The organism is Halococcus sediminicola (genome assembly GCF_000755245.1).
Classification (GTDB): Archaea; Halobacteriota; Halobacteria; order Halobacteriales; family Halococcaceae; genus Halococcus; species Halococcus sediminicola.
In genome coordinates, this window is sequence record NZ_BBMP01000023.1 from 179,485 (window position 1) to 201,533 (window position 22,049).

At 56.4% G+C, this 22,049-nt stretch carries 23 protein-coding genes and 1 pseudogene; 8 read left to right on the top strand and 16 right to left on the bottom strand.

What is annotated here, in order from left to right:
- Positions 1-151: 151 nt before the first annotated feature.
- From ACP97_RS15075 to ACP97_RS19245, 5 genes are all read right to left on the bottom strand, one after another.
- Entirely contained in the window at positions 152-1,036 is an 885-nt protein-coding gene (locus tag ACP97_RS15075) for an MOSC domain-containing protein (protein ID WP_049998658.1), read from the bottom strand.
- Between the two features lie 83 nt (positions 1,037-1,119).
- A complete protein-coding gene (locus ACP97_RS15080) occupies positions 1,120-1,452 on the bottom strand; it encodes a rhodanese-like domain-containing protein (RefSeq protein ID WP_049998659.1) in 333 nt (110 codons plus the stop codon).
- 2 nt (positions 1,453-1,454) lie between these two features.
- Positions 1,455-1,748, bottom strand: coding sequence for a sulfurtransferase TusA family protein (locus tag ACP97_RS15085; protein ID WP_049998660.1), 294 nt, complete (start codon positions 1,746-1,748; stop codon positions 1,455-1,457).
- Between the two features lie 58 nt (positions 1,749-1,806).
- Positions 1,807-2,988, bottom strand: a complete 1,182-nt coding sequence (locus ACP97_RS15090) for a YeeE/YedE family protein (RefSeq protein ID WP_049998661.1) — start codon at positions 2,986-2,988, stop codon at positions 1,807-1,809.
- A gap of 670 nt (positions 2,989-3,658) precedes the next feature.
- Positions 3,659-3,802 carry a YHS domain-containing protein gene (locus ACP97_RS19245; protein WP_079977660.1) on the bottom strand — a complete coding sequence of 48 codons (144 nt, stop codon included), beginning with the start codon at positions 3,800-3,802 and terminating at the stop codon, positions 3,659-3,661.
- A gap of 240 nt (positions 3,803-4,042) precedes the next feature.
- On the opposite strand from ACP97_RS19245, the gene ACP97_RS20005 reads away from it, so the two are divergent.
- Positions 4,043-5,299, top strand: a complete 1,257-nt coding sequence (locus ACP97_RS20005; protein ID WP_154020035.1) for an RNA-guided endonuclease InsQ/TnpB family protein — start codon at positions 4,043-4,045, stop codon at positions 5,297-5,299.
- A 153-nt stretch (positions 5,300-5,452) separates the two neighbouring features.
- Here ACP97_RS20005 and ACP97_RS15100 read toward each other — a convergent pair whose 3' ends face one another.
- The 4 genes from ACP97_RS15100 to ACP97_RS15115 all read right to left on the bottom strand — a co-directional run bounded on the left by ACP97_RS15100 (position 5,453) and on the right by ACP97_RS15115 (position 7,962).
- Complete coding sequence (locus ACP97_RS15100) at positions 5,453-5,938, bottom strand: YciE/YciF ferroxidase family protein (RefSeq protein ID WP_049998662.1); 486 nt, start codon at positions 5,936-5,938, stop codon at positions 5,453-5,455.
- A 102-nt stretch (positions 5,939-6,040) separates the two neighbouring features.
- Positions 6,041-6,220, bottom strand: a complete 180-nt coding sequence (locus tag ACP97_RS20515; RefSeq protein ID WP_049998663.1) for a hypothetical protein — start codon at positions 6,218-6,220, stop codon at positions 6,041-6,043.
- Positions 6,221-6,223: 3 nt separating this feature from the next.
- Positions 6,224-6,727, bottom strand: a complete 504-nt coding sequence (locus ACP97_RS15110) for a DUF2243 domain-containing protein (protein ID WP_049998664.1) — start codon at positions 6,725-6,727, stop codon at positions 6,224-6,226.
- Positions 6,724-7,962, bottom strand: a complete 1,239-nt coding sequence (locus ACP97_RS15115) for a sulfite oxidase (protein WP_049998665.1) — start codon at positions 7,960-7,962, stop codon at positions 6,724-6,726. Before ACP97_RS15115 ends, ACP97_RS15110 begins: the two co-directional genes overlap by 4 nt.
- Before the next feature lie 155 nt (positions 7,963-8,117).
- On the opposite strand from ACP97_RS15115, the gene ACP97_RS15120 reads away from it, so the two are divergent.
- On the top strand, positions 8,118-8,306 hold the full coding sequence (locus tag ACP97_RS15120) for a hypothetical protein (protein WP_049998666.1): 189 nt from the start codon (positions 8,118-8,120) through the stop codon (positions 8,304-8,306).
- A gap of 84 nt (positions 8,307-8,390) precedes the next feature.
- Here the strand turns inward: ACP97_RS15120 and ACP97_RS15125 are convergent, their stop codons facing one another.
- Complete coding sequence (locus tag ACP97_RS15125; protein WP_237561196.1) at positions 8,391-9,422, bottom strand: hypothetical protein; 1,032 nt, start codon at positions 9,420-9,422, stop codon at positions 8,391-8,393.
- Between the two features lie 186 nt (positions 9,423-9,608).
- Between ACP97_RS15125 and ACP97_RS19250 the strand changes: the two genes are divergently transcribed.
- The gene (locus ACP97_RS19250) at positions 9,609-9,950 is read left to right on the top strand and encodes a hypothetical protein (RefSeq protein ID WP_237561197.1); all 342 of its coding nucleotides are present in this window, start codon (positions 9,609-9,611) and stop codon (positions 9,948-9,950) included.
- A 746-nt stretch (positions 9,951-10,696) separates the two neighbouring features.
- On the opposite strand, the gene ACP97_RS21080 is transcribed toward ACP97_RS19250, so the two are convergent.
- Complete coding sequence (locus ACP97_RS21080) at positions 10,697-10,822, bottom strand: hypothetical protein (RefSeq protein WP_272913455.1); 126 nt, start codon at positions 10,820-10,822, stop codon at positions 10,697-10,699.
- Between the two features lie 79 nt (positions 10,823-10,901).
- Positions 10,902-11,756, bottom strand: a pseudogene (locus ACP97_RS15140) (RNA-guided endonuclease InsQ/TnpB family protein); the annotation flags it as partial.
- Positions 11,757-11,881: 125 nt separating this feature from the next.
- Between ACP97_RS15140 and ACP97_RS15145 the strand changes: the two are divergent.
- Entirely contained in the window at positions 11,882-12,406 is a 525-nt protein-coding gene (locus tag ACP97_RS15145; RefSeq protein ID WP_237561198.1) for a hypothetical protein, read from the top strand.
- Between the two features lie 807 nt (positions 12,407-13,213).
- Here the strand turns inward: ACP97_RS15145 and ACP97_RS15155 are convergent.
- From ACP97_RS15155 to ACP97_RS15175, 4 genes are all read right to left on the bottom strand, one after another.
- Positions 13,214-14,083 (bottom strand): SDR family oxidoreductase, encoded by an 870-nt coding sequence (locus tag ACP97_RS15155; protein WP_237561199.1) that lies wholly within the window; start codon positions 14,081-14,083, stop codon positions 13,214-13,216.
- Positions 14,084-14,164: 81 nt separating this feature from the next.
- Entirely contained in the window at positions 14,165-14,752 is a 588-nt protein-coding gene (locus tag ACP97_RS15160) for a hypothetical protein (protein ID WP_049998671.1), read from the bottom strand.
- A gap of 359 nt (positions 14,753-15,111) precedes the next feature.
- Positions 15,112-15,489: a hypothetical protein gene (locus ACP97_RS20010; protein ID WP_154020036.1), complete on the bottom strand. Its 378-nt coding sequence runs from the start codon at positions 15,487-15,489 to the stop codon at positions 15,112-15,114.
- 378 nt (positions 15,490-15,867) lie between these two features.
- Positions 15,868-16,683 (bottom strand): helix-turn-helix domain-containing protein, encoded by an 816-nt coding sequence (locus ACP97_RS15175; protein WP_161782630.1) that lies wholly within the window; start codon positions 16,681-16,683, stop codon positions 15,868-15,870.
- 947 nt (positions 16,684-17,630) lie between these two features.
- Between ACP97_RS15175 and ACP97_RS15180 the strand changes: the two genes are divergently transcribed.
- The 4 genes from ACP97_RS15180 to ACP97_RS15195 all read left to right on the top strand — a co-directional run.
- Positions 17,631-18,440 (top strand): N-acyl homoserine lactonase family protein, encoded by an 810-nt coding sequence (locus tag ACP97_RS15180; protein WP_049998675.1) that lies wholly within the window; start codon positions 17,631-17,633, stop codon positions 18,438-18,440.
- A gap of 279 nt (positions 18,441-18,719) precedes the next feature.
- On the top strand, positions 18,720-19,853 hold the full coding sequence (locus ACP97_RS15185; RefSeq protein WP_049998676.1) for a thiamine pyrophosphate-dependent dehydrogenase E1 component subunit alpha: 1,134 nt from the start codon (positions 18,720-18,722) through the stop codon (positions 19,851-19,853).
- Positions 19,846-20,871, top strand: a complete 1,026-nt coding sequence (locus ACP97_RS15190; protein ID WP_049998677.1) for an alpha-ketoacid dehydrogenase subunit beta — start codon at positions 19,846-19,848, stop codon at positions 20,869-20,871. The genes ACP97_RS15185 and ACP97_RS15190 overlap by 8 nt, the downstream gene beginning before the upstream one ends.
- A gap of 60 nt (positions 20,872-20,931) precedes the next feature.
- Positions 20,932-22,049: dihydrolipoamide acetyltransferase family protein (locus ACP97_RS15195; protein ID WP_049998678.1), on the top strand; the 1,118-nt coding region annotated here is incomplete at its 3' end.

Here is a 22,049-nt window from a genome sequence, read left to right on the forward strand (position 1 = left end):
GACGAATTGGAAATGGAAGACACGGTCCGTACCTACCACGGAATCCAATGTCAACAATTGATAATATGTCTCTGTGGGTTGTGCGGTTGACCCGGGCACCCCTCACGATTACCGCAATTTAGACGAGACGATAAACGCAGAGAGGTCGGGACTAATGTGTCTGCAAGAGGGGAACTTCCCCCTCAATAGAGATCTCGTCACCGACGGCGATCTCCTTGCCGGACTCACGCGACGGAATTCGCGTTACGACCGTCAGATAGTAGTAATCTTCCGCCCCGTCACGGTCCATGTTTGTCCCCAGCGTCTCCGCATCGGCCCATTCAGGAAATCGCTCCTTCCGCTTTTCCGTGAATTTCTTCGTGAAATTCGCTTTTCGCTCACCAGTCTCCGGATTACGAGATGGAACGACACACCGCGGCTTGCACATGATTCCGTAATGAGTGACGTTTCCCACCGTGAACTCTACTCCAGTACCGGGGTTTCGACGTGTGGCTGGCGTGTTCGAGTAGAGTTTGTCTTCCCAGAACGGTTCTACATCACCGATTACAACGTTGGTCCGCAATCGCCTGAAAATCGCGTCGGCATCAAGGTCGTCGTACCACGATGCGACTTCGGCCAACGTTTTCTCGCCGACGAAAGTAGGGCCCGTGGCGGTGACTCGAATCGGGGCGATACCTCCTGCACTGTCGGTGAAGTTCGATTGCTTGGCCTGTTCGACCGTGATCGGTTCGCCGAAGAAGTTCGTCAACCACTCCTCTAGTTCCGGACTGTTGTCAATTCGATCGAGTTCGCAGGAGAAGGTACGTTCCGTATCGTGGATTTCGAATTCGATCGAGTTAGCCGAGAGGTCGACTGTGGTGTTGATCTTGTGAACCAGTTTGTTTTGCCGTCCGTTCACGTATGCTCCATCCTCGCTGAATAGGGCATACTCTCGGTCGTATCGCATCCGCCCTGAATCAGAGATGGGCACGCTATCGACATCGACACCAGACAACGATTTGACCGGATACAGCCTAATCCGGGAGACTGCTGCCATGACGGGCATACTGATCCGAAGTCGCTTAGATGTTGCCTCAGTGTGACGTGCTCTGAGCTGCCAACCAGATGGCATCCAGTACTCTACTTTTCGGTTTTCAGATCTCCCGACCAGTCTTCGTACCCACCAACCATCGTCGAGACAGTCGCGTTACCGGTCCCCTCGTAGGCTTCGAGCATTCTGGCGGCTTGGACTGATGTTTCGCCAATGTAGCAGGCGACTACTATTTCATCGCCCTCATTCCGTACCCACTCTTTTTCTTCAGCTCGGTCACCGAGTTCTTCGAGTGGGATATTATCCGCTTCCGGGATATGACCTTCTTCGTAGGCCTCTGTGTCCCGAATATCGATGAGCTGTACGTTCTTTCCGTTCTGTCGCCGCTGTCTGTATTCTTGCGGTGTGATTTCCGTAGGCATGATTAGCGTTTCCGAAGGAAGATCTTGTAGGTACCATCGCCACTCCGCCAGACTTTCCCATCAGCCATCTCATCGACAGCTTTCGGGACGTTTTCGGTCGAAGGGACGTGGTCCGTCTCCTGAACGAGCAGATCACCCGATTCAAGATCCTGAAGTGATTTCTTTGCCTCAATCTGGGGATAGGGACAGACTTCCCCTACCATGTCCTGAGTGCGTGTCGCTTCATCCGTGAGCTGTGCTGCGCTGTCGTTGTCGACTTCATCCGGCATGTCGACGAATTCGTCTAGGTTTGGCATCGTTGTGTTGTGGTGGTTTGAGCGTCTTGGGTGATGTTTGCGGGTGATACTACACCGATCAGAGCGCACAGCCGACTTCACGATACAGCCAGTGTGTCATGACATACACACCGGCGATGATACCGGCTGAAGCAATGAACGAGTGCACCGATAGTTCAGCAATACCGGTGTAGATATTACCGATGTTGCAACCTGGGGCAAGCCGCGAGCCTGCACCCATGAGAAAGCCACCGACGATAGCGTTCGGCAATCGACGTCGTTTCGGAATACGGATCGAAAAATCACCGCTCCAAACAGCGGCTAGGAACGCACCGACGATGACCATACCGATCATGACCATATCGGTAGTAAGACCGATTCCTTGTCCCTGGAAGAGAATCGACCCCCAGTACTGGAACTCGCCTGCATTGACACCGACTTGATTCAGAAGATATCCCGTCCAACGGGACTCAGGGCCAGTAATGCCAACGACCGAGACCTGGGAAAACCAGACGAGAGCAACGGCTGTGATACCGAGGGCTGCAGTACGTGGGTCCCACGGCTGTTTTGAGGCTGCAATCGGGTCATCACAGATCTTGGCCCACATACCCTCGAAATATTCTCTGGTACCGTGGGCAAAGGCTCGCAGACTACCCGAGGAGGCTGGAAGGGGTAGTAGAGACGCGTAGACTGCCGTTGTTTCAGATGCCCCAGGTTCGCCACCTTCTCCTCCACTATAATTGAGTCGAGCATAGACAACGACGACGACGACAGCAGCAATACCGAGTGCAAGAACAGGTGCTGGTACGGGGGACGTTCTGAACAGTGTCATCCCCTCGCCGATCGTCAGCGGTTCGAAGTACGCTGCTTCGAGCGTTGGATACGCGATGGTAAATGCAGCATACCCTACTCCCATGAACGCGAGTGTGAGCCAGAAGTGGAGGTATCCCTGCCCTGCACGATACAGCGTTCCAGAGGCACAGCCCCCGGCGTAGGTCATCCCAACCCCGAATATGAAGCCGCCGACTAAGCCGGTAAAGCCCCATCCGGGTACCCAGAAGCTCTGATAGAATCCTAATTCGTAAGCGATACTCCAGAACACCATCGTGAGTATTGTTGCGGCGAGAACGCCCTTGGTAACTCTGGTGTCTTTGAACGCAAACAGGTCACGGAAGGCGTGGACGAAACAGAATCGGCCTTTCTGGAGGAATATTCCCAAACCGATTCCGACGACGCCTGCGATTAGTAGTGCTGATACCATCCACAACCTGTTTGGAACCAGATCCCGATAAGAGAGTCTCTCCCGGCCAATACTCGATGTACCACGGACAACTGTTGTTCTCTTTCCATGCCTGGTTTCTCGGTGCAGAAGGCATGCAAACGTGAATTTGGGGAGTCAACACCGACATACTTTCAGGAAACATTATCCTCTATCCGATGCGTCGAAGGTCTCGACACCGCGTCCATGCATAGAGATCGGGCACAATCGCGGTACGGCAAAAGCCCCGTCCTCAAGGAATGAGCGACCGACGCAAGTCGGGAGCGAGTAGAGTAGGTACATTACAGGCAGATGCAAGCGTACCGCTAACAAGTATGTGGCTCTACTAAACCGACATGTCATCAGGAGAGTGGAGTGGTGAAGACGAGTATGAATGTACAATCTGTGAGCGGATATTTGATACCGAAGATAAACTACAGGAGCATCAACAGCAAGAACATTCCGAAGACCTTCAGTGACCTCCTCATCATGAACGACGATCTTCCCCGTCCGTGCTCGGGGTTGCACAGGCGGACCACCGCGACACGGTAGTGGGCATTCCATGCGTCCGACAGGGCAAGGCTCATCTTATGCCTTCAGTGTCTGAGTGTTTCCATTTATAGATCGTGCGGTCGGGCGAGATCACCTTCGTTAGGGACTCTGTGCGTAGGTATCAGAGATATTCGTTAGGATTTTCTTTGAACTTCTCCTTACAGATGGCTGATTCAAAGTAGTAGGTCTCTCCGTCGTGCTCTACGTCAGCAGGTGGGACGGTGTCGTCCACCCGCTCGCCACAAACTGGACATTCTGCTGTCATTGTCTTCTCCAAGAGAGTAGAGCGTGCTGCAAAATATATTCGTTCTGCTTGCGCTATACGAGGGTATCAAGATGAAGTAAGCATTCACACAAGAACAGCGAGGATGCCCACGAGTTTACTCGTGGGAGGAATCGCGTAAGCTGTGTCGTGGAAGGCCACAAACGCCGGTTTCGATGTTCCTGCCGCCCGACTCCCCAACCGATAACGCAATAAAGGACCGCCTCGTATGTGAATACGCGAATGGAGGTGAAACGCACCGTTCCCGTCAAACTCGATGTACCCGACGAGCGGCGCGACGACCTCCATACCACTATCGAACAGTTCAACGACGCCGCCAACTACACCATCCAGAACGGACGCAACGACGACGGCTACCTCATCCTGAACAAGTCGAAGATACACGACCGCGTGTACTACGACCTTCGAGACCAAACGGACCTACCGTCGAACCTATGCGTTCGGGCGTACTCGAAAGCGGTCGAAGCGATGAAATCGACGGTCGCCGACTGGAAAAAGGGCAACAGCCGACCGTTGCCTCGCTTCAACGAACCGTCCGCCGTGTACGACAAACGTACGCTGACCATCTACGACCGAAGCGCCACGCTTTCGACCGTCAACGGGCGCGTCGAAGTCGAGTACGTTATCGGCGACTATCAGCGGTCGTATTTGGACGACGACGAGTACGAGCGCCGGATGGGAACGTTGCACTACCGCGAGGACGAAGACGCCTTCTACCTCCACATCGTCGTGATGAAGGAGGTCGAACAACGCGAGGGCGTCCGCGTTCTCGGCGTGGATTTGAACCTCAAAAACGTCGCCGTCACGAGTACAGGAACGTTTTACGATGGTGGTCGGCTGTTGTGGGGCCAGAACCACCACTTCCGCGTGCGCCGAAGCCTCCAAGACAAAGACACTCGCTCCGCCAAGCAGACACTCCAGCAAGTGTCGGGACGAGAAAACCGCTTCGTCTTGGACCGTCTGCACACTCTTTCTCGGCGACTCGTGGACGAGGCCCGCAACTACAATTGTGCGTTCATCGCCGTCGAACGGCTCACGAACATCCGCGACCGGCTGGACAACGGAAACGACTGCATCAAGCGTCAGATGCACAACTGGGCGTTCCGCGAGTTGCGAGAAATGCTCGCGTACAAGGCCGCCGAGCACGGGATTCGCGTCGAGGACGTGAACCCGGCGTTTACGAGTCAGACGTGCTCGCGGTGCGGCCACCAGTCGAGCACGAACCGCGACAGTTCGACCGGCTGGTTCTCGTGCAACGAGTGTGGGACCGAGTACGACGGCGACTACAACGCGGCGAAGAACATCGGTATGCGACTTGTAACTTTACCATCGGGCAAACGTCCCGATGGGTTGGGCAACGGTCAGCTTGCCCTGAAGTCCGGGACGCTGAACGGGAGTGGCGATTACACCGCCCACGACGACGTGTCGGCAGACCAGGAGTCCACGGACAAGCCCACGACTTCAGTCGTGGGTCGCTGACATCGATAGCGGGGTCCTCAGATTTGAGTCGCTGGATGACTTCCGAGAAAGAGGGATCGCCCGTTCCGTAGTCGGCTATCAGGTGAATGAATGGGGACATGGAAATGAGTGGGTTTCGGCTGTCAGTCGTCAATGGATTCTCAAAGCGAGGTTCTATTCAATCTGGCCGTAGTCGAACTCCTCACCGATCTCCGAGAGTTCGTCGAGCGCGTCCTGTTCCTCGCGGAGGTTCGCTTCGAGGGTATCGGCGACATCGATGTCGAGCTGGTCGGCCAGCGGAATCAGGTTGCCGTAGGCGGCGATTTCGTAGTGTTCTGACATCTGTCCTGCGGTGATGTTGTATCGGTCGAGAACGTGGTCGTCGGGGTCCTGACTCACGAAGTGCTCGTGGTTTTCGATCATGCCATCGACGGCCTTGTCCGTCTCACCCTCCGGCGAGACCCCGATCTCCTCGAAGACCTCTTCGAGGCGTTCGACGTGTTCTTGGGTCTCGTCGTGGTGTTCGGCGAACGCCTCGGCGATCTGGTCATTGGTGGTCGTTTCAGCTAGTTCTTCGGTCGCGTCCACGAGTTGCTGTTCGGCGTAGTAGACGTATTTCAGGCTCTCCTCGAACAGCTCGTTGAGGTCATTGGCGCACATTGCACTCGTACCGAGACGAGGGACTTCGATAAGCAAGCAGCCTGCGAGTGACGGCTACCGCGGGGACTAATACCGAGACAGCGGAGAGGGAAAACAATCGAATCACCGCTTCGGAAGCCACGCGAGGAGCTTCTCGATCATGACGACGCCACTTCCAATGACGACCCAGAGACCGACGACGCCGACGAGCAACACTGCCCAGTGGGGAACGGGCGTGGCCGCCGCTCCGGCGTGTGCCAGCGTCGCGGAGAGCGCGGTCCACCCCGAGTAGATGGGATGCACGAGTTAGGCGGACTCGTCGGTCCCAGTCGCTGTACGGTAGATATACGCACCCACCCCGATGATGAGGAGGCTGACGACTGCCCAGTGGGGGTTGTACTGCCCGCCCATCGACAGCGGCTGATGAAGACCGAGGAGGGCGTGGTCGACGATGGCGTCGTAGAGATCGAAGATGCCGAGACCCATTACTGCCGACCCTGCTATCGGACGAAAGGCCAGTGGCTCGTGAGTGCGTCGTTCGGCCCGCCAGACGACCCCTGCGCCGATGCCCGCAATGACGACCATCCCGACCGAGAACCAGCCGTCGGCGAAAATGTTGGTTCGGAGTCCGACAAGGGTGTTCATCGGATAAATGCCTGACAGTAGGTGATGCCACTGGAGAATGTGGTGGATGAGGAGCACGTCGATCAGACCGCTGAACCCGAACCCGAACACGCCGGCACCCACGAGTGCCCGGCGGGAGACGCCCTCGGCCAGCGTCCGCGACCGGTCGGTCGCGGCGTCGCTCATTCGGTCACCTCGACGGTTATCGCGTGCGGGAGATACGCGTTGTTGCCGTAGCCCTTCTGATTCCAGGGGTACTGGTCGTTTTCGATGCCGCGAAGTTCCTGTTCGGGCTTCGAGAGTGTCGCTGGCTGGGTCCGTCCCGCTTCGTCGGTCGCGCGCGAACAGAGGGTGTGTTCGCCGGGTTCGGGTTCCCAGACGTACCGGAACTTCGTGGGCGCGTAGGGACCGAGGTCGGGACCGACGAACTCGGCGTCGTCCCACGACCCGCCGCCGTCGGTCGATATTTCGATGCGCTCGACGCGTTCCTCGCCCGACCATGCGATACCCGCGAGTTCGACCGCCGAAACGGGAAGTGTAGAGTCGTCCGCGGGGGCGATGATGAGCGATTTTACCAACTGGTCGAAGAGGTAGGCGTTTTCGACCTCCTCGACGGCCTCAGTCAGTTGGTCGTAGGTGCTGAAGACATCCACCGATTCGTGGCGCGTCGGTTCGTTGTCCTGTGCAGGCGTGATTCGGTAGGATGACTGCTGGTACTGGGTATAGTCCCGCCCGTTTCGGTCAGTCCACTCCTCGCCGTTGACCATCGTCTCCATCACACGGATTTCCTCGACCCATTTGACGCTGTTATTGCCGAACCAGCCGGGGACGATCAGCCTCACAGGAAAGCCGTGTTCGGCACTCATCGGCGTGCCGTTCATCTCGTAGGCCAGTAGACAGTCGTCGACGACTTTGGCCATCGGTATCGACCGACAGAACACGTCCTTGTCGGGGGGTGCCTCGCCGCCCATCGCCGACAGCCAGAGACCGCCGTCGGTTGCGGCTCCATATTCGTCGAGCACGGCGCTGACGGACGTGCCGGTCCAGACGGCGTTGCCGACAGCCCCATCGCCCCACTGGTCGCCCTCGGCGTCGGGGTCGAAGTAGCGCCGGCTGTTACCAGAACACTCCATCATGTGGACGACCGACTCGGTGGGGAACTCACAGCGGAGTTCGCTCATCGAGAGGTCGGTCTCGTGCTCGACCAGCCCCGTGAGCGAGATGGTCCAGCCGTCGGCATCAATGTCGGGCGTGCGGTGATGAGTACGGATGTAATGTTCTTCGCGCGGCGTGAGGTGGCTTGCGAGGTTCGTCCGCGAGGCAGTCTGGGCGTTAGCCGGGTCCGAAACCAGTACGTCTAACCCCGGATACCGCTCGGTGAGCGCCTCACGCTCTCGGATACCGTAATCGTCTGAAGTCATGCATACAGTTTGCCGATTGGTTACTCGTCTGTTCTGCTTGCACGTGTCTGCCACCGTATCGTTCGATGAGAGATGTGCCCTCGTCAGGCTGTTGGAGCGTACTGTGGGAAAAGCCGGCGAAGCACGCTTTTAGTTCTTCCAGTGGTACAACCGATATGGCCGATCAACAGTACGAATACCGAGTTGAACCAGCCTTCCTCTCGCCGACCGAACTCCGAAACGAGCAGTACAAGCTTCAGGATCTCCTCAACGAACTGGCCGAAGACGGCTGGGTCTATGATGACATCGCCATCGTCGACCCATCTTCGCTGCTCGTTTTCTTCAAACGACCAGTCGAGTCGTAGCCGCGAAGCGCCGGTCGCCGTTTCCCGCGAATCGAACGCGGAGCGGTCCTGCTTTCTCGGACGGGAACGAACTACTGATCATAGTCATCGCCATTCGATGTCCTCCGAGCGCTCCGATCCTCGGAGGATAAACGGACCAATCGCCAGTGTGCGCTTCGCAATCGTCGCGAGCCGCAAAATGAACGCCATCAAGAACAGGAACGGCAGAGAGCCGATCGCCGACCCGGCGCTCACGATCCATATGAGGTTGTCTATCCCAAGGAACGTACCGGGAAACGATGTCGGGGCGAGATACATCGCAATCGCCGTGACGACCGCGAGTGCAGGTGCTGAGAGGTAGAGCATGCCGCGCGAGAGATCGACGAGCTGCCACTGGAAGTACAGTGTCTTGATGTGCTCGCGCGCTGGTCCGAAGAACCCGAGGATGTCGATGAGGTCGATGAGCTTTCGGCGGGTGTCCCGATCCATCGTCTCGTCGAAATCGTCCTGCAACCGTCGTGCCTGATGGATCTTCCACGAATAGTTGTAGTCGAGCGCCGCCTTCACGACCGTGTACTCCCCGAAGTTGCGGTTTTCAAGCTCCTCGCTGACAACGCTCGCATTATCGTGGATGTCGTCGGTGAGTTCGTCGACCGCCTCGGCGAACCCCTCGCCCTCATCGTCGGCAGCTTCGTCAAGCGCCTCCGCTTTTTCGGTGGTGTTCTCGACCAGCGCCCGGAGGAAGTCGTTCGGTTCGGGCGGACTCGACGCTCCGAAGATATCCTCAACGTCCGCGCGAAAGCCCATCGATCCCGACATCCGGGAACGCTGGTCGCCGAGCGACCCGAACTCCTGTGAGAGTACGTTCAAACTGATCGTCACGACAAGCGTCACACCAGTGATAAGCGCGCCGATGAACGCCTGAAAGACGTAGCGTGTCGGGGCCTTCGACGCCATGTACTCGCGGAACACGGGGACGGAATAAGCACCGAGTAAGACAAGAGAAACGAACATTCCGAGCGCCAGACCGAACGCCATCCAACGCCGATTTACATTTAGGAGGAGATAGAGACGGAGCTTCGTTCGTCGACTGCCGATGCGCTCTTGCATCGTGTTCCCGGGCGAGGACCCGCTCATCGTCTTGTTTGAACCATCATGGATGGGTTATCCGTCCAATTGCATATACTATCGGATGAAGAGAGCAGTGTTCAGTGGGCGGTCGGAGCAGAGGGTACACTGAACGACCGGAACCGTTTTGCGAAAAAACATCCAACGGAGACTGTGTATCGGAGACGAACGTTGCTAATCACCGTTTTTGCTTGTATGCTCGTCTTCAGCGGCTGTCTCTCAGTTAACACGTCTGTGCATCCAGCTGCAAACGAGTCGGTGGTTTTCGAGGAGTTTACCGTCAACGAGCCGTGGGCGTCGAATCACGTATGGGTGAACACCACCCTTAGGTCGACGCCAGCGGCGAGCAACGTTACCACAATCAGCGTCATCCAAGAAAACGGACAGGCTTTTTCAACGCACCAAATCACCTCCGGAGAAACGAGTGTTTTTCTTGCACTTCCAACCAACCAGAACGTCACGATCGTTGCTTCCAATACAGCGAACTCAACAACCATTGAAAAAACAAATGTTAGCGTTGCCGGCAGTGATAACTGATCTCGTCGAGGGTGACGAGTTCATCGACAAGGAGATGCAGCGTCCAACAAGCTTGCCCCTCCGGTAGTTAGCTGCAAGCGAGTCAAATGTGGTGAGCCTCAGCGTTCCCGTCGAGTTTGCATTCGTATTCTCGGTCGGGCTTGCGGCGATTCATTGCCGCGAGCCCTCGTTCAGCGTAGCTCTTACCGTGAATTGCAGGCGCAAAGCCTCGGCCCTTTAGGGCGGGGATACGCGCCGTCCGCTTTGTCTCGGATGGTCGCAACCGCCAGCAACGCAGTGGTGGCCGTTTGGATATTCCATCGGAACGCTTAGGTTTGTATACCGTCGGCACTGTTTAGTTAAGACGGATCGGACGATTTCGGGGGTTTGAGAGGTCGGAGTGAGAGATGGAAAGAGACGAGAGCTGATTCGGCGGGTGATGAGACGGAGAGGCGATCAGCCGGTTGATCAAGAATCTTTGTCTGAACTCGAAGTAATTCTCCAGAGTGCTACACTCACTCGCCCGAACTCGCTTATCTAGACAGTGCCGCCTCGAGAGTGATCGTGAAATCCTGACAGTATCAGAGATACCTTGCTACTGCATGCTCAACAAAGTTTCCCATAGACGTCGTTGAACAACTGCGATGGCACGAGACTTCACTGACGGCGACCGAGGGAGCAGTGTGTTCGATAACAATGGAAACCGCATCGGGACTGTTAACGACGTTCAAGACGGTAATGCACTCATTGACACGAGTGATGGTGACTCAGGTATCCTTGATGACCTGACGGATGCGCTCGGATGGGATGACGACGATGATACCCACGAGCTTCGGAGTGAGGACGTAAACTCGTACGACGATGATGGCGTCCACCTCCGTCAGGTCTAACACAGTTCCAACTCACGCCAATTCTTTCCGGGATAATAGTCAATTAGGGTCACCTATGTGTACGTCTGTGAACTACCCCGCCCTACTCTGCTCGCGCTTGCGCGCTCGCTTCGTTGAGGGCGGGGCTTCCCTGTTCAGTGACGCGACTTGCAGGAACCGTGGAAACGTCGGTTCCCGTAGCGGTCGCAGTCTCCGAGGGCGTTACTTCGGAGTGAACCACTCCTACGTCGGCAAGTCCGCGAGAAAGGATGTTGACGGCGGCGTTCGCGTCCCGGTCGGCGGTGAATCCACACGCTGGACACGAGTGTTCGCGCACCCAGAGCGGTTTGTCGGTGGTGACACCGCACCGGGCACACTCTTTGGTCGTTCCCGCTGGTTCGACCGCCACGAAGTGCGTGCCTTCGCGCTCGCACTTGTACTCAAGCATCCGCTGGAACTCTCCCCACGCGGCGGACGCGGTGTTCCGGCTGTTCGATGAGCTTTCAAGCATTCCACCGATGCTCAGGTCTTCGATCGCCACGAGATCGTACTCGCGGGCGTAGTACGCCGAGACACGGTGGAGGAAGTCACGGCGTTTTCGCTTCAGGTCGGCGTAGCGTTCAGCGACCGTCCGGCGTTGCCGTTCCCATTTGGCCGACCCGTGTTCCTTCCGCGAAAGCTTCCGGCGTTCGCGGTCGAGGCGGTTGCGTTCGTCGGCGAGGTCAAGCGACCCGAGCGCGAAACCGTCGGTATCGTGAGCGAACTTCAGGATACCCACGTCGACGCCGACGCACCGTTCCGGTTCGTCGGGCTTTGTGGGTGGTTCGCGGTCCACTTCGACGCCAAAGGTGGCGAACCACTCGCCCGTGGGTTCTTGCTTCACCGCGACCTGCTTGAGTCGTCCGTCGTCGGGTATCTCGCGGTGGAGTTCGATGGGAATGTCACCGATTTTCGAGAGGTGGTGGTCCCTACGGCGACTGCTTTTCAGCCAGTCGCAGCAAACCACGTCGCGGAAACAGGAAGCCCTACCCTCAAGCGCGAGCCGTCAGGCGAGCGGTAGGGTGGGGAGGATGTCACCGTGAGGTGTTTGCCAGCATCATCCCTATCACCGCTGACTACGATGTCTGGCTAATGAGCCACGATCATGAGCGAGAGAATCAAACTGTAGATGGTCGTCATCCGCTTTTAACTGGCGTCGAGGGCGGACTCTTTGCCACCGTGGTTATGACACTCTTTCGTGAGCCAACGGCGCGAGCGTTGCCCCCAACTGCTGAATTTCTCGCGCGCTACCTCAGCGGCGAACAGGCGGACTACCCAGTAGCGGCATTTGTCTTACATCTGCTATACGGAATTGGTGCAGGGATCGTCTTTGTTCCGATTTTCACGACTATGATCGGGGAGACTGACGAACCCGAGACAGTTGGATTAGTCACTGGAGCGATCTACGGTCTTGCAGCTTCAGTATTCGGTGAACGGGTCGTGCTTGCGCGGATGCTCAATATGAAGTTGGATACCGATGAAGCGGCGGTCTTCTATGCCGGTCATCTCATCTACGGGCTCACGCTCGGCGTGTGGGTCGGCTCACGGTCATGGTTCAGTCATTCGTGAATCGGTTCAGCAGCGTTGGTAAGTAACCTCAACCGTATTCCGTCCATACCCACCTACGAGAGCTCCGACACCGACCATAGTATCGTTCGATTCGGTGATAGCTCAGCCCCAAAGTCAGGGCAGTGTCTAGTCAAAATGTAATTATTTCTGGGAGTACGGGCGCTTGATATCGATTCGAAGCTGCTGCTCGCTGAACCAGTTATCCTCGCTGCGGCGAAGACCATCCTGTATCCCAATATTGAGAATCAACCACGCCGGTATGTAGTCACCGATACGCAGTTCACACTTGACTCGTTGGGGGAGCCGGTCGATCCCGTAACACAGGCGATCACCTCTCTGGTGAAGAGGTTCACACAGTAGTGGAATACTCGACTGACGAGTACGGAAGCAGGATCCGCCCCGCTGTGGAGCGCGATGCCACTGCCGATATCTGGGTGTCGACCTATGGCGACTCGTACTGTTTTGTCGGGAGCCTCCTTGCCGACGCGGTGAATCATTGGAAGACCGCCTGATGCGACCGGAAGACGCCGATGCTTTCGAACACGGCAGCCGTCTCTCGTAGCGAAATGCCTGTTGAGTAGAGCCGCATCGCGAACGCTCTGAGGGCGTTCGCGGTGCTCTCCTCGTCCCAACACTCAATAGACGGCGTTGCACAGTCTCCGTGAGCAGTTCTTGGAGCGTCATCATACTCGAACCAAGAACTGCTCATACTTTGATTAGACAGTACTGAATCAATATAAGTCAGAATTCTGAATGAATAGTCGCTGTTTGGAGGTGAGTACTGAGCTACAGCTATTCACGGGAGTCCTAACCGTTGAGTATCTTTCCACCGTTGAGATGGAGGGTCTGACCGCTCATGTAGGACGAATCGTCAGAAGCGAGATAGACGTAGGCAGGCCCGAGTTCGGCGGGTTGACCTGGACGACCCATCGGTACGTCCGTTCCGAACTCTTCGACGAGTTCTGGATCGTACTGACCCATCGTCGCCGGGATGAGTGGCGTCCAGATCGGCCCTGGAGCGACTTGATTGACACGGATGCCCTCGCTGGCCACTTGCTGCGAGAGCGAACGCGTAAAGCCAGCGATTGCACCTTTCGTCGACGAGTAGTCGATGAGCATATCATTGCCGAGAAACGCGTTGACGGACGTTGTATTGATGATTACATCGCCGGCTTCAAGATGGGGAAGAACCGCTCGCGCCATGTAGAAATAGCCGTGCATATTGATTGCAAACGTTTCTTCCCACTGTTCATCACTGATTTCGGTGAGGTCGGTCTTCACGACTTGCTGAGCAGCGTTGTTGACAAGGATATCGATACCGCCGAAGCTATCGAGTGTTTCCTCAACAGCAGCTTGACAAAACGCGCTCTCACGCACATCTCCATCGAACAGGAGACAGTCTTGGTTTTCCCTCTCGACCATTTCTTTCGCTTCCTCGGCGTCCTCGTGTTCGTCGAGATAGACGATGGCAACGTCTGCACCCTCACGAGCGAAATGGGCTGCGACGGCGCGCCCGATTCCACTGTCTCCACCAGTGACCATTGCAACGTCGCCAGCTAATTTGTCACTTGATTGGTAACCATCACGAATGAACTCCGCAGATGGGTGCATCTCATCTTCGAGGCCCGGCTGACGATCTTGCTTCTGTGCATCGATTTGCTGTGCTTTCTCGCTCATCATCTCTCAGTCTGGTCCTCAGTACGTAATCCTGCGGCCTGCGGTTGCGTGGGCTCACAACTAACGGACAAAATTGCGCTGTTACTGAAGGTTGATACGCTGACGGTCGACACCGACATAGGCTTGCTGTTCAATATATTCGCCAGACTGCAGGATATGTAGTGCCATTCCGACCGCACGATGATTCCCATCCGCAATGTAGGGACGTCCGTTTTCATCGCCTACTACAATCAGTTCCTCCAGTTCCGTTTCACTGGAGACGTTGTCGGCGAAATCAGCGACCTTTGTGAGGTTTTTCGGCACCTCGTTGTCGAATGCATCAAGATTGTCGGCAGCAAGGATTCGCTCGGCGATGCTTTCGATGAGGCCACCCTTAGCGACTGCCCGCCACCCTTCGTTCTCAGGCCCTCTAACGACTTCGAGACCACGAAGTTCGTGTTCAGAAAGCACCAGTCGATACCAGTTGCGATCAGCCTCACCAAAAATCGACTCTGCGAGGGGCTTGCGGTCAACTAAAGCATCAAGTAGCTCTTTTCGGTCGTCAAGTGTATCTGGATCAAGATTGTCCTCAGTGTCTTCTTCAATCTCTTTGCGCAGCCAGTATCGGATCACTTCGGTCTCTGCAACTGATTCAGGTTCTTCGGATTCAATCCGGTAGGTTACGTCCATTGGGGATCTCTAGCTGAGGGAGTTCAAGGTTCTCGTCTTAGCGGGCAAAGCTTCTGGCTTGCAAGTAAAGGCCAGACAGCTGCGAGAATCCTAGCAAACCCAGATGATTGTTTGAAGTATCGTCACCACTAGATCTATCGGATAGGTCTCGTTTCTGAGGGAGTTGTGAGGACTATGAGTTGCCCTGAGATGGTTCTGAAAGGAGCAAATCGTTGGAAGACTGCAGGAATGGATTGAAGCTCGCATACACAGCTCTACTGCCTATTAAAGTGACATTCAGGGTTAAAAGTGAGGATGCGGTGACCAGTACAGCCGAAGAGTTCCTTATTCAGGGTGTACAAGAGACAGGGTATAAATCACTAGATATCGGTGTCGTTTCTACCTTCGTTATACCACCATTGAAATGCTTGGCGAGCGAATTCCGTTGGGTTCTCATTGAGCTGCTTTTCTGCTTCAGCGTCATTCTTTCCGACCTCATGATAATAGTGATGAATTGCAGCTCCGTTTTCCGTTAGAGGAAGCCCTTCTTCTCTCAATTCTGCAGTCGTTTCGGCCAGTCCGGCGACTTCTAAGAGGTTACGATCTTCGGGTTCACCTCGTGCAGCGACAAGGTTATCATATCCGCCTCTGTCTTCTGCTTCGGAAGCGCTGTAGACCGGTATTAGAAGAGTTGTAAAGGCATCAGGATCAATGTCAAGCTGCTCTACGTTGTCTATTGCCTCTTGATAATCACTCATACTGAGTACTTCGTCTCTCTGTACTTGGCTTTTTCTCCGGCTTTAGCTTACGAGTTTATAATTGCAAAATTAACCCAGAGATTTTTGTTTGTACTCATTCACGTGAGTTATTGGTTAGTAAACGATATAATTTTTGAAGACAAGACTGCGACCGAAGAGATCGCCACCACTGTCGAAATAACTGACGAATATAATATATAATATGGAAATGCATGAATTACTTGCGCACTAGGTAGACGGTTCAGGGAGGAATGGAAACTCACCTGAACCGCTGCCAATGGAAGTGTGGGCACTGCACCACGACATCGTGGTGCGTCTCGAGACAGGAAATCACGGGCAGGTGGATTTCCTTTCCTGTGACCACTCAGTGCCTATCAGCTATCCTGCTAATAGGCACTTGTCCTTTAGCACCCAGGGATACGAGCCTTTAGCCTGAACTTGAAAGTTGTTCTCGTCATCTTCGACATTGAGGACAGACTCCGTCTTCGAGATATGGTGTGAGTACCGAATCGCCACAACGGTCGCACTCTTTAGTTGCCTATACGCACGTCGGAATCGCTCGGAGAATGCCTGATGGCTGATGTCGAGTTGATTGGCGAGTTCCCCGCTGGTGACGCTCCGCGGGATATTGTAGTAGCCCATCTCGAAGGCTGCTACCAGTGCCTCGTCCTGTTCATCGGTCAGCCAGTCACGCCCCTGTTGTTCGCTGTTGAACGAACTAATCGCTTCCAAGTCGGGTTCGCAACCAAGGTACTCTAACACCTCGTGCGCACGGGCGATTCCCTCCGGATTGGATGATAGCAAGCGGAGCTTCCACTGGCCCGCACGCCCGTGTGCAGCCAGTAGCGTAATTCCCTCGGCGACGAGTTCCTCGATAAGCTGGCGAGCGCGACCGTCCAATGTCACACGATACTGTCGGGCGTCTTCTCGCGCGCTGAACTCTTCGGTAGTCGCAATCGCTGGATCGGCACGGGGTGCGGTATCGAGCACCCTCCGGTCACATTCTGCTTTAACCAGCACCAACCCGTGGGTGTCTGGGTTAGCGACAGTAGGTTCAAGGCTGACCTGTGCGTCCGGGATGTGCTCGAACACCGGGGCGAGGGCGAATCTCCCGGCGGCCAGTGCGACCCGCGCGGTGGTGGCGCTCTCGATTTCGGTGCGGGCCGGTGGGCGCGCGAATAACGATTCAGCCATTAGTATGGTGGGGCGAATGAGCATTCCGAATTTGACCCTCTTCGTAGAGCTTGTCCTTATAGGTTGGACAGATGCGTACGCTTCGTATCCCCGACCGGGCAAACACCCGCGCGTACTGCTCGGTCACCCCATCCTCCACAGTTGGCACACTCGAACATGGCAAGTTAGATAGATACAGCACGAAACATACTCTTTCACCCTTCTCATGTACCCGTACGTCGAAGACCGAAGGAGGGAGCGGTGGTGTCTGATGCTGGGTCCGATCAATGAGAGTGATTGTGCCTGTTGCGAGGATTATAACGTCTCGTTCCGTTCTTGGACGAGCGTTTCGGAGATGAGTGTCGAGAGACCGGACAGAGGTATTGATAAACACCTGGCGGACTGATCGATTCGAGTGCTATCCAGATTTCTTATCGGATTTCGGCTCAACCGCCGAAGTAGCGGTTTGCTAAGCCGAGTTTGAGTCGATGCCAGTATTCTTCGCTTGGGTTCAGATCTGCCGATCCAGTCAGGATTCTCAGCTATACGTAGAGAGAGGATGCCTCCCGTACTAAATAGAACGAAATCGACTATGCAGAAATCTCTCTTGTCGCGCTCCCAGTGGCGGTGTTTCGCGATGGCATCGCTGAAGTCGTCCACGAACGCGCCAAATCGTTGCTATCGTGACTCGCCACAATACCATTCTCTGATACGATGTCCTCATCAATCCGAGACATCGACGTCCGACAGTCCCACCTCGTCAAACATCTCGATACCGTCGCCAAGCGCGGCGATTGACTTCTTGTGTTTGAACGCTTCCATTACGAAGTGTTCGGCATTGCTCTGCTCTTTCAGGGTATCGACGCTCTTGTTGACAATAAAATGTCATTAGTATTACTGCATGGATACCTCCTTGATTGCGTGTTCAGGCATCATCTTTACACGAAACAAGAGACACAATACTGTGTATGGCTCAACCAGAACTGTACGCGCTGAACGCCGCAGATTGGGACTACGAGTACAGTGCGATGATGCGCAATCAAAAGCCGGGTGAGACGTATCCTTCACTCACCCCGTTCTACGTGATTGACCATCCTGAAGGGACGGTATTGATCGATACCGGCACTAGCTACGAAATGCTCGAAAACCCAGAGGAGTACGGTCCGTATGGAGCGGGTTATATCGACGAATTCGCCGCTGACGAAATCGAAATGAGTGAAGATCAAAAGGCGGTCAATCAGGTTGCCGACCTTGGCTACGACCCTGCTGACATCGATTACGTAGTGATGACGCATCTCCATCTCGACCACACGGGTGACATCCGCGAATTCCCCGACTCTGAGTTCATCGTCCAGCAGGACGAACTCGAATACGCATGGTGGCCTGCTGACCCTATTCAACAGAATCTTTACGTCGAAGGCGATTTCGGCGTGTTCCACTCCCCGGAATACAGCGTGACTGCGATCAGCGGAAACTACGACGTCTTCGGTGACGGCACAATCGAGTGTATCCCGACGCCGGGTCACTCTCCGGGCCATCAAGCAGTGAAAGTCGAATTAGAGGATACAGGCACAGTCATCCTCGCGGCCGATCTCGCGTTTACCCAAGAAGCATACGAGAAAGAACTCCAACCGGCGTTCGCATGGGATACCGAACACGCGATCCGCTCAAACCGAAAAATCCGGAATCTGGAACGAAAAGAGGATGCTGATGTCTACCTCGCTCATGACCGCGAGCATTTTGAAGAATTCCCAGACTCACCTGAAAGTCTCGTCTAATTACAAATTGGTGTAGCAGAATGGATTCACGAACACGCGTAATAATGTTAGGTCGTGGACCATCATGAAACCACGATCCGAACCAATATGAAATCACCGCAACGTAGCTGGTTTCACTGGACTCCCCGGTTGAAGCAGGGGTGCTTGAGCGGCTACACAGTATAGGGTGGATATTAGTGGCTTGAATTGGCCGGGATGCTGTTTTTATCTATTCGATGAATCAATGGCGTGTCAGACGCCGAGAAATCAATCCCGTCGAATTCAAACAAAACTTCAGATATGGTAGAATGGACCGAACACGAGCCACCGGAAGGGGAATATCAACGCCTCGATGCGGATGGACAGCTCGACGGTGATTCTCCAGCGTTCGATGACAACGAACTGCTGGCGATGTACCGAACGATGGTCGCCACCCGGACGCTGGAGGACAAGATGTTGAACATGCAGCGCAGCGGCGAGGCGAGTCTCGTCGCGCGCTCGCGCGGCGAGGAAGCGACGCCATTAGGGTGTGCCGCCGCGCTCGAACCCGACGACTGGATCTTCTACACCTACCGGCAGAACCCGGCCCTGCTCTACTGGGAGTACCCGATGGCCGAGATCGTCGCCGGCGACATGGGTGCCGAACCCGAGACAGTCGCCGAACATCTCGACACCGACGAGCCGGAGGTCAATTTCTCGCCGGATTACACTCCAGTGGGAGTCAATACGACCAACGCGGTCGGGATGGCGATGGCTGATAAACTCAACGACCGCGAGACGGTGACGATGGCATTCATCGGCGACGGTTCGACGAGCGAGGGCTCGTTCCACGACGCGATGAACTTCGCAGGGGTGTTCGAACCCCCAGTAGTGATAATCTGTCAGAACAACCAGTGGGCCATCTCCGAACCCTCACACCGACAAACAGGAGCCGAAACGTTCGCCAAGAAGGGCGAGGCCTACGGGGTTCCCCACGAGCGCGTCGATGGCAACGACATCTTCGCGGTGCGCGAGAAGGCCGAAGAGGCCGTCGAGCGCGCTCGCAACGGCGAGGGACCGACGTTCATCGAGTGTGTCACCTACCGGATGGAGGAGCACAACACCTCGGACAACCCCAACGTGTATCGTGACGAGGAAGAGCAAAAGGAGGAGTGGGAGGAGAAAGACCCGCTCGACAGGTATGAAGCCTACCTCCGAGAAGCGGGCGTGCTCGACGACGACCTCGCGGAGGACGTAGAGGACGAAATCGACGAACAGGTCTCCGAAGCCGTCGATGCGGCCCGCGACGTGCCCGATTCCGAACCCGAGCGGATGTTCGACCACCAGATTCACGGCGAGCCGTGGAATCACGCCCACCAGCGCGCGGAGTTAGAACGCGAGCAGAACGGCCAGAATCCCTTCACCGACTTCGACGGGGAGGGATTCGATGAGTGAAATCTATCCGGCCCCGGCGTCCGAGCGCGACACGAGCGACGAGACCGAGGACATCGACCTCGTGACCGCCGTCAACCACACCCTCCATCAGGAGATGGCACAGGACGATGGGGTCAGAATTATGGGCTACGATATCGGTCCTATCGGCGGCGTCTATCGTGCGACCGAAGATCTTCTCGAAGAGTACGGTGACGAGCGCGTCATCGACACGCCGCTGTCGGAAAACGGCATCATCGGGACCGCCGTAGGAATGGCGATGGCCGGCGAACGCGTCGTCCCCGAAATCCAGTTCATGGGCTTTTCCTACCCCGCGTTCGGCCAGATCATGTACGCGCTCGTGAAGATATACGACCGCACGGGCGGCGATGTCGAGGTTCCTCTCACGGTCAGAATGGCCTATGGCGGCGGGGTGAAGGCCCTCGAATATCACCAAGAATCGACCGAGACGTACTACCTCCACACGCCCGGCGTGCGGGTGGTCTGTCCAAGCACGCCCTATCAGGCGAAAGGGCTGCTCGCGGCGAGCATCCGCCACGACGACCCCGTGATGTTCATGGAGCCGAAGAAAATCTATCGCGGCGGCGAGCAATCGGTGCCAACCGACGATTACACCCTGCCGCTCGACGAGGCGCGGCTGGTCCGCGATGGCGAGGATGTGACGGTGCTGACATGGGGAGCGATGGTGCGTCATGCGGTCGCGGCGAGCGAAGCGGTGGATGCGAGCGTCGAGGTGGTAGACGTCCGCTCGCTGTCGCCGCTAGACGTCGACACGATACTGGAATCGGTGAAGAAAACCGGGCGATGCGTCGTGGTTCACGAGGCGCGCCGTAGCCTCGGGTTGGGTGCGGAGCTGTCAGCGCTGGTCAACGAGTACGCTCTCGATCGGTTGAAGGCACCCGTCAAGCGCGCGACGGGCTACGACGTGCACTTCCCGAGCCACAACATCGAGGACGACTATCTGCCCGACGAGGAACGCGCCCAACATGCTATCGAGGCGGTGATGAACTATGAATTCTGAACACGCCACGCGGACGAGCGAGCATCGTACGACGAACGGTCACGGTCAGCGGGGCGGACGATGAGCTACGAGTTCGAGCTTCCCGACCCCGGCGAGGGGCTGACCGAGGCCGAGATCCAAGAGTGGCATGTCGAGGAGGGCGACGAGGTCGAAGAAGACGACGTGCTCGGGGAGGTCGAGACCGACAAAGCCGTCACCGACATCCCGTCGCCGGTCTCGGGGACGATTCAGGAGATCACCGCGGAGGCGGGCGAGACGGTCGAGGTCGGCACAGTCATCGTCGTTCTCGACACAGGCGAAGACGAGGAAGAAACGGACGAGGAAGCCCAAGAGAACGCCGAAGAACAAGCAGAAGAGCAAGCCGACGAGGAGGTCGAAGAAGAAATCGAAGGGGAGGAACCTGAAGAGGAGGAACCCGAAGAGGAAACTGAAGAGGAGCAAGCCGAGGAAGAACCGGAACAGGCCGTCTCGGAAGTCGAAGACGAATCGGAAGCGGAGGAAACCGAGCTGGCGGAAACCGAGAGCGAGGAACCCGAAACCGGCGACGAACGGGTCTTCGCCGCACCGAGCACGCGGCGCTACGCACGCGAGGAGGGCGTCGACCTCGCGGACGTGGAGGGATCCGGTCCCGACGGGCGGGTGTTGCGCGAGGACATCGACGAGCACGCGGGCGGAGCGGGGACGGAAACGGCCGAAGCCGGAGGCCTCCATCCGAGCATCGACGTCGAACCCACGTCGATAGACGAGGACGAGTCCCGGTCGGAGCGCAGGGACCTCTCGGGGCTGCGCGGGCAGATCGCCGACAACATGACCCGGTCGCTGACCGTCACCGCCCAGCTCACGTCCGGGTTCGAGGCCGACGCCACCGAACTCGTCGCGCTCAAGGAGCGCCTGAACGAAAAACACGACCAGCACATCACCTACACGCCGATTCTGTTGAAGGCGGTCGTGCCTGCCCTGAAGGAGTTCCCCCTCGTGAACGCGAGCATCGACGATAGTACCCAAGAGATTGTCGAGAAACACTACTACAACGTCGGCTTTGCGACCCACACCGAGGACGGTCTCATGGTGCCCGTGGTCAAAGACATCGACGGGAAGTCCATCGTGGAGGTCGCAGCGGAGATGGAAGACCTTGCCGAGCAGGCTCGCGACCGTTCCATCGACGTCGCGGACACCCA